Below are 15152 nucleotides of genomic sequence, written 5' to 3'. Positions count from 1 at the left end.
TCCCGCTCGGAAAACCTCGCGCGCAAGAATGCACGCGAGCCCCTCACCTCGGCAAAATCACATGCCCTGCGGGCCGCGGTTCATCGCTGCGATGCCGGTGCGGCAGACCTCGATGAGGCCGAGCGGCTTCATGATGGCGATGAACTGCTCGATCTTCGACGGCTTGCCGGTGATTTCGAAGACGAAGTGATCGATGTTGGCGTCGATGACCGAGGCGCGGAAGGCGTCGGCAAGGCGCAGAGCCTCGACGCGGTGGTCGCCCGAGCCGTGTACCTTGACGAGCGCCAGTTCGCGCTCGATCGGCCGGTCGTGGCCCAGGCTGGCGGCGCGCACGGTCAGGTCGACGACGCGGTGGACCGGAACCAGCCGTTCCAGCTGGTTCTTGATCTGGTCGAGCACGTGCGGCGTGCCGCGCGTCACGATGGTGATGCGCGACAGGTGCGCCTCGTGTTCCGTTTCCGAAACCGTGAGGCTCTCGATGTTGTAGCCGCGGCCGGAGAACAGGCCGATGACGCGGGCAAGGACGCCCGGTTCGTTGTCGACGAGAACCGAAAGCGTGTGGGTTTCGGCGACTTCGGTCTCCTTGGCGATGAAGTAGGCGGAGCCGGTCGGTTGAAGGTGTGCGTTCATGTGAGTGGTTCCTCTACCTATCTCAGACCAGCTGACGGCCCTTGGCGTCGATCGCGTTGGCGACCGCTTCGTCCGTGGCTTCGTCGGGCAACAGCATCTCGTTGTGGGCCTTGCCCGAGGGGATCATCGGGAAGCAGTTGGCGAGGTTGGCGACGCGGCAATCGAAGATAACCGGCGCCGGCGTGTCGATCATCTTGCGGATCGCTGCATCGAGCTCGCTCGGCTTGTCGCAACGGATGCCGACGCCGCCATAGGCTTCCGCCAGCTTGACGAAGTCAGGCATCGCTTCGGTGTAGGAATGCGACAGGCGGTTGCCGTGAAGCAGCTGCTGCCACTGGCGCACCATGCCCATGTACTGGTTGTTGAGGATGAAGATCTTGACCGGCAGGCCGTACTGGACCGCGCAGGACATTTCCTGGATGCACATCTGGATCGAGGCGTCACCGGCGATGTCGACGACGAGGCTGTTCGGGTGCGCGACCTGCACGCCGATCGCCGCCGGGAAGCCGTAGCCCATGGTGCCGAGGCCGCCCGAGGTCATCCAGCGGTTCGGCTGCTCGAAGCCGAAGAACTGGGCTGCCCACATCTGATGCTGGCCGACTTCCGTGGTGATGTAGGTGTCGCGGTCCTTGCTCAGCTCATAGAGCCGCTGGATCGCATATTGCGGCATGATGACGTCGTCGTTCGGCGCATAGGCGAGCGAATTGCGGGCGCGCCACTTCGTGATCATCTCCCACCAGTCCGAGAGACGTGCCTTGTCGGTCGACTTGGAAGCGGCGCGCCAGAGGCGAACCATGTCTTCCAGAACCGTGCCGACATCGCCGAGGATCGGCACGTCGACGCGGACGTTCTTGTTGATCGACGACGGGTCGATGTCGATGTGGATCTTCTTGGAGTTCGGCGAAAACGCGTTGAGGCGGCCGGTGATGCGGTCGTCGAAGCGGGCGCCGATGCAGATCATGACGTCGCAGTCATGCATCGCCATGTTGGCCTCATAGGTGCCGTGCATGCCGAGCATGCCGAGCCAGGCCTTGCCGGAGGCCGGGTAGGCGCCAAGCCCCATCAGCGTCGAGGTGATCGGGAAACCGGTGAGCTCGACCAATTCGCGCAGCAGATGCGAGGCTTCGGGGCCGGAGTTGATGACGCCGCCGCCCGAATAGATGATCGGCTGGCGCGCATTGCGCATCAGTTCGACCGCTTCCTCGATCTTCTTCAGATCGCCCTGCTTCTTCGGCTGGTAGCTCTTCTGGGTCGGGACGGCAGACGGCGGCGTGTAGGTGCCGGTCGCAAACTGGACGTCCTTCGGGATATCGACAACGACAGGACCCGGACGGCCGGACTGTGCGACGCGGAAGGCCTCATGGATGATGCGGGCGAGATCGTTGACGTCGCGAACCAGCCAGTTGTGCTTGGTGCACGGCCGGGTGATGCCGATCGTGTCGCATTCCTGGAATGCGTCGGAGCCGATCAGCGAGGTCGGAACCTGGCCGGAGATGCAGACGAGCGGGATCGAATCCATCAGCGCGTCCTGCAGCGGCGTCACCGCATTGGTAGCACCTGGGCCGGAGGTGACCAGCATGACGCCGACCTTGCCGGTGGAGCGGGCATAGCCTTCGGCCATGTGGCCGGCGCCCTGCTCGTGGCGAACGAGGATGTGCTGGATATCGTCCTGCTGGTGGATTTCGTCGTAGATCGGAAGCACGGCGCCACCGGGATAGCCGAAGATATGCTCGACGCCATTGTCCTTCAGTGCCTGGAGAACGATCTCCGCGCCTGTCATCTGGTTTTCTGTACCGCTCATTGACTTGCTTCCGTCCCTTTTCCCAGTTGGGTGCTTAGCTTGTTTGAAGGCATAAAAAAAGGCCCCGTCAGGAGCCTCGTTCAGCGCATGGGTGGCTACCGCCGGATGGTTACACCATCCTGCCCATGCGCCGTCCCACCACAAGAATAACCGCAAAATTTTTCATGGGCCGAGTTGATAAACACAAATGCCTGAGGCGTCAACGGCTTTTCGTTACACGATCCGGCGCTTTCTCGGAACATTGTTGCGCAAACCGTCCGAGAAAGCTGCGCGAACAGGCCCATAGCGACTACGGCAAGGCACCGCTTGTCTCATGACGCGCAAGGGTCATCGTCCCCCGGCTTGACGGCGATGCGGCTTGGCGCTACCTCCCTTTCCGGGCTTCAGATCCCCGCCGCTCGCAGGCTTCCAGTCTCGGTGAAATCTGACTTCTGACGATATCCTCTCGCCCCGATCGCATTTCGTGTGGCAGGCAATGCGAGCCCCTCCTCTTCCCAATCGAAATGCGAGAACAGGAGTGCGGGATGTCCAAGGACACCTCCAAGCCGAATGCCTACTTGACCGCGCCGCTCGGCGCGATCTTCTTGAAAACGGCGCTGCCGATCATCTTCGTCATGGGCATGAACGGGCTGTTGACGGTGGCCGATGCCATCATGCTCGGCATCTATGTCGGCGCCGAAGCCGTCGGCGCCGTGACCACGGTGTTTCCGATCTTCATTCTCACCGTGGCGCTGGCCACCCTCGTCGTCAGCGGCATGGCGAGCCTGCTTGCCCGCCATCTCGGCGCCGGCCGCTTTGCTGAAGCCCGCGGCGTCTTCGCCGGCGCCCACATGCTGGCGCTGACGATCGCTGTTGCACTGATCGCGCTGTTCGCAGCCTTTGGCGACCGCCTGGTGCTGACGCTCACCAATGGTCCGGGGCCGCTCGCCGGCATGGCCGAGCGCTATATCGCGATCATCATCTTTGGCGCGCCCGTCCAGTTCCTTCTGGCGGTGCAATCGGATGCGCTCCGATGCGAGGGACGCCCCGGGCTGATGGCCGGCCTCAGCCTGCTGGTCTCGCTCGCAAACCTTGCCCTCAACTATGTGCTGATCGCGCTGCTGGACATGGGTGTCGCGGGGTCCGCGACCGGCACCGTGCTGGCGCAGCTCCTCGCGCTCGGCCTCATCGCCCTCTTCCGCCTGTTCGGACGCACGGAACTGCGGCTCTCCGCCCTCCTCCGGCATAATCCGCTGACGGGATGGAGCCGCATGATCGCGCTGGGCAACCCCCAGAGCCTCGGCTTCATCGGCATGGCGCTGGTGTCGGTGACGATCATGGCGGCGCTGCAGAAGACGGCGGCCGAAAACTACGCCACCACGGTCGCCGCCTACGGCATCATCACCCGCATCATGACCTTCGCGCTGCTGCCGCTCTTGGGCCTGAGCCAGGCGATGCAGGCGATCGTCGGCAACAATGTCGGCGCCGGCCTCGCGGACCGGGCAGAAAGGATGCTGCGGCTTGGCATGCTTGTGGCGTTCTTCTACTGCCTCGCCGTCGAGGTGCTGCTCCTCGGCTTTGCCAGGCCGATTGGCGCGACCTTCGTCGACAACGATGCGGTCATCGCCGACGTCGCGCGCATCACGCCGGTGATGGTCGCGATGTACGTCTTCTCCGGACCGCTGATCATGCTCGGCAGCTATTTCCAGGCGATCGGCGATGCGCGCCGGGCGGCGATCCTGGGGCTTGCCAGGCCCTATCTCTTCACCATGCCGCTGGTCGCACTCTACGCGTCGACCTTTGGCGAACCCGGCATCTGGTTCGCCATGCCGACTGCAGACGCGCTGCTTCTCGCGGTCGCGCTGCTGGTGTTGTGGCAGGCCTTGCGCCAACGACCCGCAACGGCTCCGTCAGGCTGATCTGCGCGCGACGCGCCGGCTCTCCGGCGCGTCGCAGTCCCTATCGCTAGAACCGCGAGAACCCGACAAGCGACGGCATGATGGAACCGCGGCCATCGTTGATGAACGGCGCCAGCCCCGCGGCCACCTCTTTGCTCGGATTGCCATAGACCTCGAGCCGCTCCACCGAGCAGTGGGCGGAGACGTCGTTGATGTGTGCATCCGACATTTGCCAGTGCCGGAGCACGTCCTCAGAATTGCGGTAGAGCTGGATGCTCACCGCCTGCATCTCTTTCTCGTCGATAAACGTCTGCACCATCAACTGCGGCGCATGCTCTTCGACGAAGGCGATCGCGCTGCGCACCGCCTCGCGGAACGGTTCGAGATGGCCGGGAGTAATCCTCATCAGATTTCGGAAAAGCAGTTGCTCGGTCATGCATCCTCCATGTCGCGTATTGCTGGCTCCTCGGGCCGGATCCGAGCCGGAGATGGCGTTCGGGCGAACGCCGACGGAGAGGTTTGTAAGAGCTCAAGCATGGTTGAGGTCAAGCGGCAGATACCAGAGCAATTTTGGAGGTCGGCCGCGTCCGCATGCACCGGCCATTAACATTTGCCGTGGCAAATTAGCTTGGCTGCATGATGCAGCTTAAAAACAAAGGCAATGAGATGCTTGACCTTTCCGTGCTCACACCTCTCCTCCTCAGTTTCGGCGCGATCTACCTGTTCTTCCGTTGGGTCGTGTTCGATATGAACGCCCCGAAATAGACCCCCGCGCTCCAAGCCTGCCTCCGTGAGAGGCCTGCGATCCCTGCCGGAGCGCACGGAGGCAACCCCCTACTCATCGACAAGCCTGGCGACGAGATCACCGAGCAGGCGCTCGAGCTCGGCGTCATGCCCCTTGTTCAGCGCTTCCAGCCCCACCACCTGGCGCATGATCTGGACGCCGGCGACGAGCGACATCAGCAGTGCCGCGCGCTGACCTGAATCCGGGCCTGAAAGCGCCTCCGTGACGTTCTTCTGGTGGTGGCTTTCGACCACCTGTCGCGCGATATCGACCGCGCGCTCGTTGGAGATCGAGCGGAGCATGATGAGGAAGCCGTCGAGCGCGGTTGCCTCCGGTTCCGTCACCTTCAAAAGCGCGCTTGCGATGCGCGCTGCCCGGTCCGGCGCGCTGAGCGTCTCCGGCGTGGCGATGATCGGCCGCTGGTTGGCGGTCGAAAGCACCTCGGCAAAGAGCCCCTCCTTCGAACCGAAATAGCGGTTGATCAGCATCGCCGTAACCCCGGCCCCTTCGGCGATCTCGCGCACACCGGCGCCTTCATATCCCGAGGCGATGAAGGCGGAGCGTGCGGACTCAAGAATTGCGGCGCGCGTGGCGTTCGCATCGCGGCGGCGCCCGTCCTTTTCGGCAGGCCGCTTTTCTGCGCCCCCTTTTTCAGCACCCCCCTTTTTGGCAGGCATGACTCCTCCTTAGTATACGCCTGTAGACATGATCATGAATAGTAAGTATACAGACGTAGACTTATCACTGCAACGCGCCTTGCGAGACAGCCCTCATTCCATCCACGGAGCCTCACGTGACCAGCATTTGCGCCTATGGCGACAGCCTGCATTTCTTCCGCTCCTGGCTCGCAGATCCACTGCGCGTCGCCTCGGTCACGCCGTCCTCCCGGTCGCTTGCCCGGTTGATCACGCGCGAGATCGACCCTCGCTATTGCCCGGTGCTCGAACTCGGTCCCGGCACCGGTGTCTTCACGCGCGCGTTGATCGAGCGGGGCGTGCGCGAGGAAGACCTTGTGCTGGTCGAATCCGGCCCTGACTTTGCTGCCGTCCTGAAGGCGCGTTTCCCGGCCTCCACCATTCTTTCGATCGATGCGGCGCGGCTTGCCGATGGTCATTCCGAAATTTCCGCAGGCATCGGCGCTGCGGTCAGCGGCCTGCCGCTGCTCTCCATGCCCACCCGCAAGGTTATGGCAATCCTTTCCGGTATTTTCCTGCACATGCGGCCGGGTGGCCATCTCTACCAGTTCACCTACGGTCCGCGCTGCCCCATCCCGCGGCCGCTGCTCGACCGGCTCGGCCTTCGCGCCCGGCGCATCGGCGGCACCATCAGAAACTTCCCGCCCGCCTCCGTCTACCGGATCAGCCGGCGCAAGCCCTTCACGGCCATGGGCAGGACCTGCGACTGACGCAACGAAAGAAGATGAAAACCGATGAATGAATGTGTTCTTGTCACCGGCGGCACCGGCTTCGTCGCCCGCTGGTGCATCGTCTCTCTGCTCGAAGGCGGATACCACGTTCGCGCCACCTTGCGCGATCTCGCAAAGGCCGACGCCGTCAGGCGCTCGATCGCCGCCGTCAGCGACGCGACAGACCGACTGTCCTTCGCCAGGGCCGATCTGACCGGAGATGACGGCTGGGCCGAGGCGATGGAGGGCTGCACCTATGTCCTGCACGTCGCGTCGCCGCTCGGCGGCGTTTCCGGCGGCGGCCGCGACGCCTATGTTACGCCAGCCCGCGAAGGCACGCTGCGGGTGCTTTCCGCCGCCGTCGATGCCGGCGTCCGGCGTGTGGTGATGACTTCGGCGGCGGCCACGACCCGGCCGCCGCTGGACTCAGGCCTTGCCAGCGACGAGACGCGCTGGGCCGACCCCGACGACCCGCAATTCGACAATTACCGGGTCTCCAAGATCCTCGCCGAACGTGCCGCCTGGAAGTTCATGGAGGGCAAGGCGACGGAGTTCGCCACGGTGCTGCCCGGCGCCGTCTTCGGTCCGGTGCTTTCGAGCGAAAATCTCGGCTCGGTGAAGATCATCGGGGACCTCGTTGGCGGCCGGCCGCGGTTCCTGCCGCGCCTCAGTTTCTGGGTGGTGGACGTACGCGATCTCGCCGACCTGCACGTCACCGCCATGACCGCGCCTGGGGCCGCAGGCGAACGCTTTCTCGCCGCCGGCGACTTCCAATGGATGGAGGAGATCGCCGCCACGCTGCGCCTGGGCCTCGGCGTCGATGGCCGCAAGGTGCCGACGCGACGGCTGCCGACCGCGCTCGTGCGGCTGCTGGCCCCGCTCAGCGCCGATTTGAAGCCGCTGGCCCCGCTGCTCGGTCGCAAGTTTGCGCTGTCATCCGACAAAGCCCGGCGCCTGCTTGGCTTTGCGCCGAGGCCCGTGAACGCCACCATCCTCGACTGCGCCCGCAGCCTGATTGCGGCCGGCGGGCGCTGATTTCAGCCGACCGCAGGGCTACACCTGCGGCGGCAGCAGGAACAGCGTCATGGCGAAGATCACGTAGACGGTGAGCGCCAGCACGCCCATGTACCAGGCAGACCGCCCGCCGTTGGAAAGCAGCGTCGCGGCCATGGTCGCGACCAGCATCATCACGATCGCCCCCGGCCAGAACTGCAGGTCCATCGGCTGCGGCCCGAGCACGTAGCTCAGAAGCACCAGCAGCGGCGCGACGAAGAGCGCAATCTGCACGGCGCTGCCGAGCGCTATGCCGACGCTCAGGTCCAGCCGATCCTTGCGCGCAGCGGAGAAAGCCGTCGCCATCTCGGCCGCAGCACCGACGAGCGCGACGACGACGAAGCCGACGAAGGCCGGCGTCATGCCAAGCTCTTCGGCCGCGACCTGCACCGAGCCGACGAAAACTTCGCTGACGAGCGCCACAAGAACGGTCACCACCAGCAGCACGATGATGCCCGTCGCCAGCGGCCAGTGCGGTTCATCACCGCCATGCTCAGAGGTGGCCGAGACGAACAGCTCGCGATGGGTCTTCAGCGAAAACAGCATCCAGAGCCCATAGGTGATGATGAGAAGGACGGAGAGGCCGGCGCTCAGCTGTTGGGTGAAAGCCGTCTGCGGCTGGCCGTCGGCAGCACCGATCAGCGAAGGCACGAGTACGGCGATCGTCGCCATGAACAGGAGGCTCGCCAGAAAGCGCGCATTCACCCGGTTGAACTCCTGCAGGTGAAACTTGAGCCCGCCGAGCAGAAACGAACCACCCAGCATGAACAGCGTGTTGGTGACGATCGCGCCGGCGATCGAGGCCTTGACCAGCAGATACTGGCCGGCAGCAAGCGCCATCAGGGCGATGACGAGCTCGGTCAGGTTGCCGAGCGTTGCATTCAAGAGCGCGCCGACCGTGTCGCCGGTGCGGGCCGCAACCGCCTCCGTCGCCTGGCTCAGGAGCGCCGCCAGCGGCACGATCGCCGCCACCGACAGCAGGAAGAGCAGCGTATGGGCGTCCGGCCAGATGTGCTCGCCGGCGATCGCGATCGGCACGAAGACGATCAGCCAGAGTATGGGTGTCCGACGAAAATAGGCAATTGCATCGCTCATGGCTTCCCCTCGCCCGCTTCCCGCTCGCCCTTCGAGCGTCCGTGGCCGGCAACGCCCCTGACGGTCACCCGAACGGACGTGCCTGGCCTATGGTTGAATTATCCCGCGTCCTCTCGCGTTCTGCATTGACTTTCATCAAGTCGAAGCGTGCCCGGCGCCCAGTCTCAGACCCGCTGGATCAGCGCCCGCCCGATCGGCTTTTCCGGCTCGCCGCTCAAGACAAGCGACGTCGTCACGGCGCCATAGCGCGCGATCGTGTCGACGATCGTTTCAAGCTCGCCCGGCGTCGGCACCAGCACCTTGAGAAGGAAACAGTCCTCGCCGGTCAGCCGCAGCACCTCGATCACCTGCGGCATCTCGGAAAACTGCTTGAGGCAGGCACGGATATGTTCGTGCGTCGTCTTCAGGCGGATCACCGCCATCATGCCAAGCCCGAGGCGTGCCGCATCGATGCGTGCGCCATAACCGGAAATGATGCCGCGCTCCTCCAGCCGCTTGACCCGCTCCGAGGTCGCCGGCTGCGACAGACCGATACGCCGCCCGAGCTCCGAGATCGCGATGCGTCCGTCTTCCTGCAATACCTCGATGATCGCGATATCGGTCGGGTCGAGGACAGAACGGTCAACCGCCATGTTTCACCTTTAATCCATCGGCAAACGGCCGCACTTTCCGATGATTGCGCATTCAGATGGTCAAGGGAAGCTGGCAGTCTCCCCCATGTTCAAGATGAGAGGACGACATGAACGATATCATCATCCTGCCCGGCATCGGCGGTTCCGGCGAGGCGCACTGGCAAACCCGATGGGAGTATGCAGACCCTCACATGCGCCGTTTCCAACCCGGCGATTGGGATCGTCCGCAGCTTGCCGACTGGATCCAGGCGCTCGACAGCGCCATTGCCTCAGCAAGCGAGCCACCCCTTCTCGTCGCCCACAGCCTTGCCTGTCTGCTCGTCGCCCATTGGCATGCGGTCCGCACCCGTCCGATCGCCGGCGCTTTTCTCGTGGCGCTTCCCGATCCGACGTCTGCGGCCTTCCCGGCGGAGGCTGCCAGCTTCGCCAAGGTCCCGACGGAACGCTTCCGTTTTCCCTCCCTTATCGTCGCGAGTTCCAACGACCCCTTCGGCACCATCGGCTACGCGCAGATGCGGGCGGCGCAATGGGGCAGCCGGTTCGCCGAAGCCGGCGCCGTCGGCCATATCAACGGCAAGAGCGGGTTGAGCGACTGGCCGGAAGGTCGGGCGCTGTTCCGGTCGTTTGCTCAGGGCATCAAACCATCGGAGGGCTGAGGCGTCACACAGTCCGGCCAACGTCGGCGAGCTTTCCCGACAGTTTGCTCAGGGAGAGCGCACAATCTTGCACGTTATGCGCTAATCACGCCAAGTGGCGCCACAACCGCGCGCCAGGAACCACGCATGAAGCCGACCGTGTCACTGACGCCATATTATCGCTACTTCGCCCTCGTTTGCCTGGCGTTGACAGGAGTCTGCGTGACCGGGATGTTCGCCTACGAGACCCTTGTTGGCCCGATACCGAAGGGAACTGCATTCGGCGTCTGGTTTGCGCAGACATTGTCATCGGCTACCGCCACAGCCAGCCGTTTCGTGCAAAGGCATCGCCGATGCCCGACGGAAGAAGAGAAAGCGAAACTGGCCCGCGTCTCCTTGGGCTTAGCCACGGCAATTAGCATTCTGCCGGGTGTTGCAATTGCTGCTTGGGTCTACGTCATGGCGTTTGTATTCGGCGACCCAGGCTATGAGATCGCCTACTACGTCAACCGGCAGCAGTTCGTCTCCCTGCTGATGTCTCTGGACATGGTTCTCTGTCTCGTGATCGCAGGCGGTATGGCCCTTCTCCTGACCGTCTCGTACTTCATGATGCGCTGGCAGTACGGTAGCTCGGCGAGGAGGATGACCGGCCGGCTATCGCTCTGACAGGGAACTAAATCGGAGTGCGCAAGTCGCCATGCCGCTGCCCGTGCCCCGCGTGCTCGAGCGTGCAACATCTCGAAACCACTTGTTAAATCCCCTTGGCTAACATGAAGCGCCGTATTGCCGGGGTTTCTCGCGTTGCTGAACAATGAACTTCATTCCTCGATCCGTGCCGGAGAGCAGGATCGCCGTGACGGCCTGAAGCCCGGCAACCGGTTCCTCGGACGGGTGGTTGCCTGCAACGGCGCGCGCGCGACGATCGCCGCGATCGCAGAGAGCGGCGAGACGTCGCTGACCGAACTCTGGTCCGTCGGCCGGCTGATTTCCATTTCCGTCGGCAGGAACCGCGTGGTGGCGCTGGTCTATTCGATGCAGACCACCTCCAGCGAATGGGGCGAAGAGACCAACAACACCTTCCGCATCGAAGTCGAACTGATGGGCGAGGTCCATAGGGGCCCCGACGGTCGTGAAGAGTTTTCCGCCGGTATCAGCCAATATCCCTATCTCGGCGCCATCGCCCACCGCATCCGCGCCGCCGACCTTGCGCGCATCTACGATTCCGGCCGCAACGACAGCTGCATCATCGGCAAGCTGACCCAGGACGAGAGCCTCGACGCAACCATTCACGTGCCCTCGATGCTCGCCAAGCATTTCGCCATCGTCGGCACGACCGGCGTCGGCAAGTCGACCGCGGTCACGCTGCTGCTCAACAAGGCGATCATTGCCGATCCGAAGCTGCGCGTGCTGATCCTCGACCCGCACAACGAATTTGCCGCCGCCTTCCCCGACCTTGCCGTCGTCATCGACACCGATACGCTCGACTTGCCCTTCTGGTTCTTCCGACTGGAGGAGTTCGCAGAGGTGATCTTCCGCGGCCGCCCGGCGCCGCCGGACGAGCTCGACATGCTGCGCGACATCATCCCCGAGGCGAAGAAGGCCTTCCGCGGCGGCGGCGACGCCGGCATCGTGCGGCGCCAGACGGAAAAGAGCTCGATCACCGCCGACACGCCGGTGCCTTACCGCATCGCCGACCTCTTGGCGCTGATCGACGAGCGCATCGGCCGGCTCGAAGGGCGCAACGACAAGCCGCATCTGCGCTCGCTCAAGGTCAAGATCGTCTCGGCGATCAACGATCCGCGCTATCATTTCATGTTCTCGTCGAACACGATCACCGACACGATCCAGGATACGATCGCCCGGGTTTTCCGCATTCCAGGCGACGGCCGGCCGATCGCCACCTTCCAGCTGGCCGGCATCCCCTCGGAAGTCGTTAATTCCGTCGCCTCGGTGCTTTGCCGCATGGCGTTTGAAATCGGGCTCTGGAGCAATGGCGGCATCCATATGCTGGTCGTCTGCGAAGAGGCGCACCGCTACGTGCCGGCCGATCCGTCGCTCGGCTTCCTTCCGACCCGCCAGGCCATTGCCCGCATCGCCAAGGAAGGCCGCAAATACGGCGTCTCGCTCGGCATCATCACCCAGCGCCCCGGCGAACTCGATCCGACGATCCTGTCGCAGTGCTCGACGGTCTTTGCCATGCGGCTTGCCAACGACCGTGACCAGGACATCATCCGCTCGGCCATTCCGAACTCGTCGACATCGACGACGAGCTTCATTTCCTCGATCGGCAATGGCGAGGCAATCGCATTCGGCGAGGCGGTGGCCGTGCCGATGCGCATGCGCTTTTCTCGCATCGCCGAGGAGCGCCTGCCGCGCGCCCACGGGATCATCGACCGGATCGACGAGGACCATCCGCCGACCGTTGACCTGCGCGCGATCGTCAGCCGCATGCGCGCCATCAACGGGCCGGATATTTCGAACTTCCAGCAGAGCTACATGGCGGCGCAGACCGTGAGCGAAGAGCAGCGCTGGGAGACCGAACTGGGCGCCACGGCAGAAGCCGAGCCGCAACCGGGCCTCAGCGAGCCGCAGGTCGAGATCGAGCCCTATCGTCCGGACATGCTTCCGCGCGCGCCTGCCCCCGTCAATCCGGAGCTGGAGCGCTTCAATCAGATCCGCCAGCAGCTCTTGAACGAGCCATCCCCGGCCGATCAGGCCCAACGCCGTTCGCAACCGGCTGACCCGGCGTCGGGCGAGCGGCCGCGCCAGGGGTCGCTGCGCGAAAGCCTGTTGAAGCGGCCCCTCGGCAGCATCATCCGCAAGACCTAGGCAGCGAACGCGTAAAACTGCGGGCGCCCCATTTGACAACCAGAGATGTAAAAGCGTTTCGTCCAGACATGCGCTGCGGGCGGCAGTGCGTGAACAACTCTGGAGGGGAATAGCGGCTCGCTGGGTGGTCGCACGCGTCCTCGCGACCGAAGGTCCTCCAGGGGCCGCTCCATATTAATGCGATTGCCATGCGTTGGCCCGCCCCAATGCGGCCGTGGCTCCGGGCACCCGAACAGAACGGTACAAGCGGCGTTGCCCGATGGCGTCGCAGACCGATAGAATAGAAGTTTCAAGCGCTTCGACATCTGATCGCGCACGCCTTTCGGTGGCAGCGGAGAAAAGACCTTGCCAGAGAACGACTACGATGCCTTTGCGGCAGCCTATGATGCCGACAACGAGAACAACGCCTGGAACGCCTATTACGAGCGGCCGGCGACTTTGGCACTCGCCGGCGACGTCGCCGGGCTTCGGGTGCTCGACGCCGGTTGCGGCGGCGGAGCGCACGCGGCAGCGCTCATCGAGCGCGGCGCCACGGTGACCGGCATTGATCGCAGCGCCGGTCTTCTGGACATCGCCCGTCGACGCCTCGACGGGCGTGCGCAATTGCTGATGGCCGATCTGGGCGAACCCTTGCCGTTCGACGACGGTGCCTTCGACCTCATCGTGGCATCCCTCGTCATGCACTATCTGGAGGACTGGTCGCTCCCGCTTTCCGAATTCAACCGGGTTCTGCAGAAGGGCGGCCGCCTGGTTTTCTCAACGCACCATCCGTTCATGGATCATTCCCTTTCCGGTCACGACAACTATTTCGAGACCTATCGCTTCGACGATACCTGGGAACGGGGCGGCAGGACCATCCACATGCGCTTCTGGCACCGCCCGCTGCACGCCATGTTCGATGCGCTCAAATCAGCCGGATTTGCCACCGAGACGGTGAGCGAACCGGAGCCCGATCCGCGTGCCAGCACGCTCTTTCCGGACGCCTACAGGAGCCTGACGACCAAACCGCGCTTCCTCTTCTTCTCGGCCGTGAAAGCGTGAGCGCGACAGCCTTCTCGACGTTTTGAAGGGCCGAGCAGGAGGCAGGAGGAAGTCATATCCCGAGGATTTGCTCGTGCGCGCCCGTTGCGCCCCAGCGGACGATTTCGGCGAGGATCGGCAACAGCGCCCGCCCATGTTCGGTCAGGCTGTACTCCACCTTGCGCGGCACCACGGGATAGTCCCGGCGACTGATCAGGCCCCGTTCTTCCAGTTCCCGCAGTTCGCGGCTGAGAATACGCGGGGTGATCGGCTTACCGAGCCCGCCACGAAGCAGCGACCGTCCGATTTCGCCATAGCGGTGCGTCCCGCCTTCGAGCACGCAGAGGATGTGCAGCTTGTAGCGCCCGCCGACGATCTGGTTGAAGGCGATGGCAGGGCAGAGCCGGATATGGCTCATGTCGAGACCGGTCAGGCTGGACACTTTCGGCCCGACACCTCGGTCCGATGCCACGGCTTGTTCCGTCATGTCGGCGCCCCCCGTACTATCCTTTTTGTCCGTATTTACGATATCGTACCAGAGAGTTAGCGTGCTTTCAGCAAACAATGCGGGAGGAAAGCACGATGGCTGACATGGCGCAGGCACACGCGACAGTAAAGTTCGAGACGGCTTTCGGAGCGCGGCCATGAGCATGGAGATGACCGTGCTGGCGCTCGGCTGCATCTTCGGCATCATCCAGGTTTTTGTCGCGGCGCAACTCCAGACGCGCCAGAACGGACTGGCCTGGTCGCTCTCTTCGCGCGAAGCGGCCGGGCCGCCGCCAACGCCCCTCGTCGGACGGCTGAAACGCGCGCAGGCAAACTTCCTCGAGACTTTTCCCTTCGCCGCGTCCGCGCTGCTTGCGGTCGAAGTCACCGGCGCAAACAACACGACGACGGAACTCGGTGCGATCGTCTGGCTTTCGGCACGGCTCGCCTTTTGGCTCGCCTATGCGATCGGCATTCCCGTGCTGCGCTCGGCCCTGTTTGCGACCAGCATCATCGGGATCGGACTGGTGCTGTGGCCGCTGCTGGCGTGACTGGTGTGAGCCGATCAAGCGTAGGCACAAGCAAGCAAATCACCCCCTGAGGTCAGGGTAATCCCACGATGGCGCCAGACGGCGGCGTGCCGCTTTCACCGCTTCGGCGTAGTCTTCGCGAAAGGGTGCAACCAACTGCTTTTGAAGGTCTGCCAGCACTCCGAGCAGCACCGCGCATTCGGCCGTGCTTTCGAAACAGGAGGCGTCCGGCGTTGGAACTGCGTTCTCCTCGCTCCAACGCGACAGAAGTTCAAAAAGCACCAGGGCTTCATCGGGAGACAGACGGATTTCCGCGCTGTCAGGAGACGTTTTCTGCTCGTCTGTCATGATCGGGACATGGCATGCGCCGCCCGA

The 15152-nt window shown here is 63.9% G+C and carries 16 protein-coding genes; 8 read left to right on the top strand and 8 right to left on the bottom strand.

The features are described from left to right. Nucleotides 1–57 precede the first annotated feature (57 nt). Together ilvN and OVA00_RS26180 are read right to left on the bottom strand one after the other, a co-directional pair. The gene (gene ilvN / locus OVA00_RS26185) at nucleotides 58–630 is read right to left on the bottom strand and encodes an acetolactate synthase small subunit (RefSeq protein WP_034792687.1); all 573 of its coding nucleotides are present in this window, start codon (nucleotides 628–630) and stop codon (nucleotides 58–60) included. Between the two features lie 22 nt (nucleotides 631–652). Further along, nucleotides 653–2431, bottom strand: coding sequence for an acetolactate synthase 3 large subunit (locus OVA00_RS26180; RefSeq protein ID WP_034792684.1), 1779 nt, complete (start codon nucleotides 2429–2431; stop codon nucleotides 653–655). A 524-nt stretch (nucleotides 2432–2955) separates the two neighbouring features. On the opposite strand from OVA00_RS26180, the gene OVA00_RS26175 reads away from it, so the two are divergent. Next, nucleotides 2956–4329: an MATE family efflux transporter gene (locus OVA00_RS26175; protein ID WP_268089872.1), complete on the top strand. Its 1374-nt coding sequence runs from the start codon at nucleotides 2956–2958 to the stop codon at nucleotides 4327–4329. Between the two features lie 46 nt (nucleotides 4330–4375). On the opposite strand, the gene OVA00_RS26170 is transcribed toward OVA00_RS26175, so the two are convergent. Both OVA00_RS26170 and OVA00_RS26165 read right to left on the bottom strand, forming a co-directional pair. Further along, the gene (locus tag OVA00_RS26170) at nucleotides 4376–4744 is read right to left on the bottom strand and encodes a hypothetical protein (RefSeq protein WP_034792678.1); all 369 of its coding nucleotides are present in this window, start codon (nucleotides 4742–4744) and stop codon (nucleotides 4376–4378) included. A gap of 398 nt (nucleotides 4745–5142) precedes the next feature. Next, on the bottom strand, nucleotides 5143–5769 hold the full coding sequence (locus tag OVA00_RS26165; protein ID WP_268089870.1) for a TetR/AcrR family transcriptional regulator: 627 nt from the start codon (nucleotides 5767–5769) through the stop codon (nucleotides 5143–5145). Nucleotides 5770–5885: 116 nt separating this feature from the next. On the opposite strand from OVA00_RS26165, the gene OVA00_RS26160 reads away from it, so the two are divergent. Continuing rightward, nucleotides 5886–6497 (top strand): class I SAM-dependent methyltransferase, encoded by a 612-nt coding sequence (locus OVA00_RS26160; RefSeq protein WP_268089869.1) that lies wholly within the window; start codon nucleotides 5886–5888, stop codon nucleotides 6495–6497. A 24-nt stretch (nucleotides 6498–6521) separates the two neighbouring features. Beyond that, complete coding sequence (locus OVA00_RS26155) at nucleotides 6522–7532, top strand: NAD-dependent epimerase/dehydratase family protein (protein WP_268089868.1); 1011 nt, start codon at nucleotides 6522–6524, stop codon at nucleotides 7530–7532. Nucleotides 7533–7550: 18 nt separating this feature from the next. Here OVA00_RS26155 and cax read toward each other — a convergent pair whose 3' ends face one another. After that, entirely contained in the window at nucleotides 7551–8645 is a 1095-nt protein-coding gene (gene cax, locus OVA00_RS26150; RefSeq protein WP_034792668.1) for a calcium/proton exchanger, read from the bottom strand. 164 nt (nucleotides 8646–8809) lie between these two features. Further along, on the bottom strand, nucleotides 8810–9277 hold the full coding sequence (locus tag OVA00_RS26145; RefSeq protein WP_112985277.1) for an Lrp/AsnC family transcriptional regulator: 468 nt from the start codon (nucleotides 9275–9277) through the stop codon (nucleotides 8810–8812). A gap of 107 nt (nucleotides 9278–9384) precedes the next feature. On the opposite strand from OVA00_RS26145, the gene OVA00_RS26140 reads away from it, so the two are divergent. The 4 genes from OVA00_RS26140 (at nucleotide 9385) to OVA00_RS26125 (ending at nucleotide 13782) form a co-directional block, all read left to right on the top strand. Next, entirely contained in the window at nucleotides 9385–9933 is a 549-nt protein-coding gene (locus OVA00_RS26140; RefSeq protein WP_268089866.1) for an RBBP9/YdeN family alpha/beta hydrolase, read from the top strand. A 126-nt stretch (nucleotides 9934–10059) separates the two neighbouring features. After that, a complete protein-coding gene (locus OVA00_RS26135; RefSeq protein ID WP_268089864.1) occupies nucleotides 10060–10578 on the top strand; it encodes an ABZJ_00895 family protein in 519 nt (172 codons plus the stop codon). 135 nt (nucleotides 10579–10713) lie between these two features. After that, a complete protein-coding gene (locus tag OVA00_RS26130; protein ID WP_112771199.1) occupies nucleotides 10714–12741 on the top strand; it encodes an ATP-binding protein in 2028 nt (675 codons plus the stop codon). A gap of 345 nt (nucleotides 12742–13086) precedes the next feature. Beyond that, complete coding sequence (locus OVA00_RS26125) at nucleotides 13087–13782, top strand: class I SAM-dependent methyltransferase (protein ID WP_112771078.1); 696 nt, start codon at nucleotides 13087–13089, stop codon at nucleotides 13780–13782. A 52-nt stretch (nucleotides 13783–13834) separates the two neighbouring features. Here OVA00_RS26125 and OVA00_RS26120 read toward each other — a convergent pair whose 3' ends face one another. Next, complete coding sequence (locus tag OVA00_RS26120) at nucleotides 13835–14248, bottom strand: winged helix-turn-helix transcriptional regulator (RefSeq protein ID WP_234824423.1); 414 nt, start codon at nucleotides 14246–14248, stop codon at nucleotides 13835–13837. A 157-nt stretch (nucleotides 14249–14405) separates the two neighbouring features. On the opposite strand from OVA00_RS26120, the gene OVA00_RS26115 reads away from it, so the two are divergent. Beyond that, a complete protein-coding gene (locus OVA00_RS26115) occupies nucleotides 14406–14798 on the top strand; it encodes an MAPEG family protein (protein ID WP_034792642.1) in 393 nt (130 codons plus the stop codon). A 39-nt stretch (nucleotides 14799–14837) separates the two neighbouring features. Here the strand turns inward: OVA00_RS26115 and OVA00_RS26110 are convergent, their stop codons facing one another. Then, nucleotides 14838–15125: a hypothetical protein gene (locus OVA00_RS26110; protein ID WP_112771079.1), complete on the bottom strand. Its 288-nt coding sequence runs from the start codon at nucleotides 15123–15125 to the stop codon at nucleotides 14838–14840. Nucleotides 15126–15152 lie beyond the last annotated feature (27 nt).

It is taken from the genome of Ensifer sp. SL37 (genome assembly GCF_026672675.1).
GTDB classification, from domain to species: Bacteria; Pseudomonadota; Alphaproteobacteria; order Rhizobiales; family Rhizobiaceae; genus Ensifer; species Ensifer adhaerens.
This window is presented reverse-complemented; position numbering and strand designations above follow the sequence as displayed.

What these genes read in the sequence shown, in the direction of transcription:
- ilvN (WP_034792687.1), bottom strand. Translation starts at nt 630, where the DNA reads ATGAACGCACACCTTCAACCGACCGGCTCCGCCTACTTCATCGCCAAG.
- OVA00_RS26180 (WP_034792684.1), bottom strand. Translation starts at nt 2,431, where the DNA reads ATGAGCGGTACAGAAAACCAGATGACAGGCGCGGAGATCGTTCTCCAG.
- OVA00_RS26175 (WP_268089872.1), top strand. Translation starts at nt 2,956, where the DNA reads ATGTCCAAGGACACCTCCAAGCCGAATGCCTACTTGACCGCGCCGCTC.
- OVA00_RS26170 (WP_034792678.1), bottom strand. Translation starts at nt 4,744, where the DNA reads ATGACCGAGCAACTGCTTTTCCGAAATCTGATGAGGATTACTCCCGGC.
- OVA00_RS26165 (WP_268089870.1), bottom strand. Translation starts at nt 5,769, where the DNA reads ATGCCTGCCAAAAAGGGGGGTGCTGAAAAAGGGGGCGCAGAAAAGCGG.
- OVA00_RS26155 (WP_268089868.1), top strand. Translation starts at nt 6,522, where the DNA reads ATGAATGAATGTGTTCTTGTCACCGGCGGCACCGGCTTCGTCGCCCGC.
- cax (WP_034792668.1), bottom strand. Translation starts at nt 8,645, where the DNA reads ATGAGCGATGCAATTGCCTATTTTCGTCGGACACCCATACTCTGGCTG.
- OVA00_RS26145 (WP_112985277.1), bottom strand. Translation starts at nt 9,277, where the DNA reads ATGGCGGTTGACCGTTCTGTCCTCGACCCGACCGATATCGCGATCATC.
- OVA00_RS26140 (WP_268089866.1), top strand. Translation starts at nt 9,385, where the DNA reads ATGAACGATATCATCATCCTGCCCGGCATCGGCGGTTCCGGCGAGGCG.
- OVA00_RS26135 (WP_268089864.1), top strand. Translation starts at nt 10,060, where the DNA reads ATGAAGCCGACCGTGTCACTGACGCCATATTATCGCTACTTCGCCCTC.
- OVA00_RS26120 (WP_234824423.1), bottom strand. Translation starts at nt 14,248, where the DNA reads ATGACGGAACAAGCCGTGGCATCGGACCGAGGTGTCGGGCCGAAAGTG.
- OVA00_RS26115 (WP_034792642.1), top strand. Translation starts at nt 14,406, where the DNA reads ATGAGCATGGAGATGACCGTGCTGGCGCTCGGCTGCATCTTCGGCATC.
- OVA00_RS26110 (WP_112771079.1), bottom strand. Translation starts at nt 15,125, where the DNA reads ATGACAGACGAGCAGAAAACGTCTCCTGACAGCGCGGAAATCCGTCTG.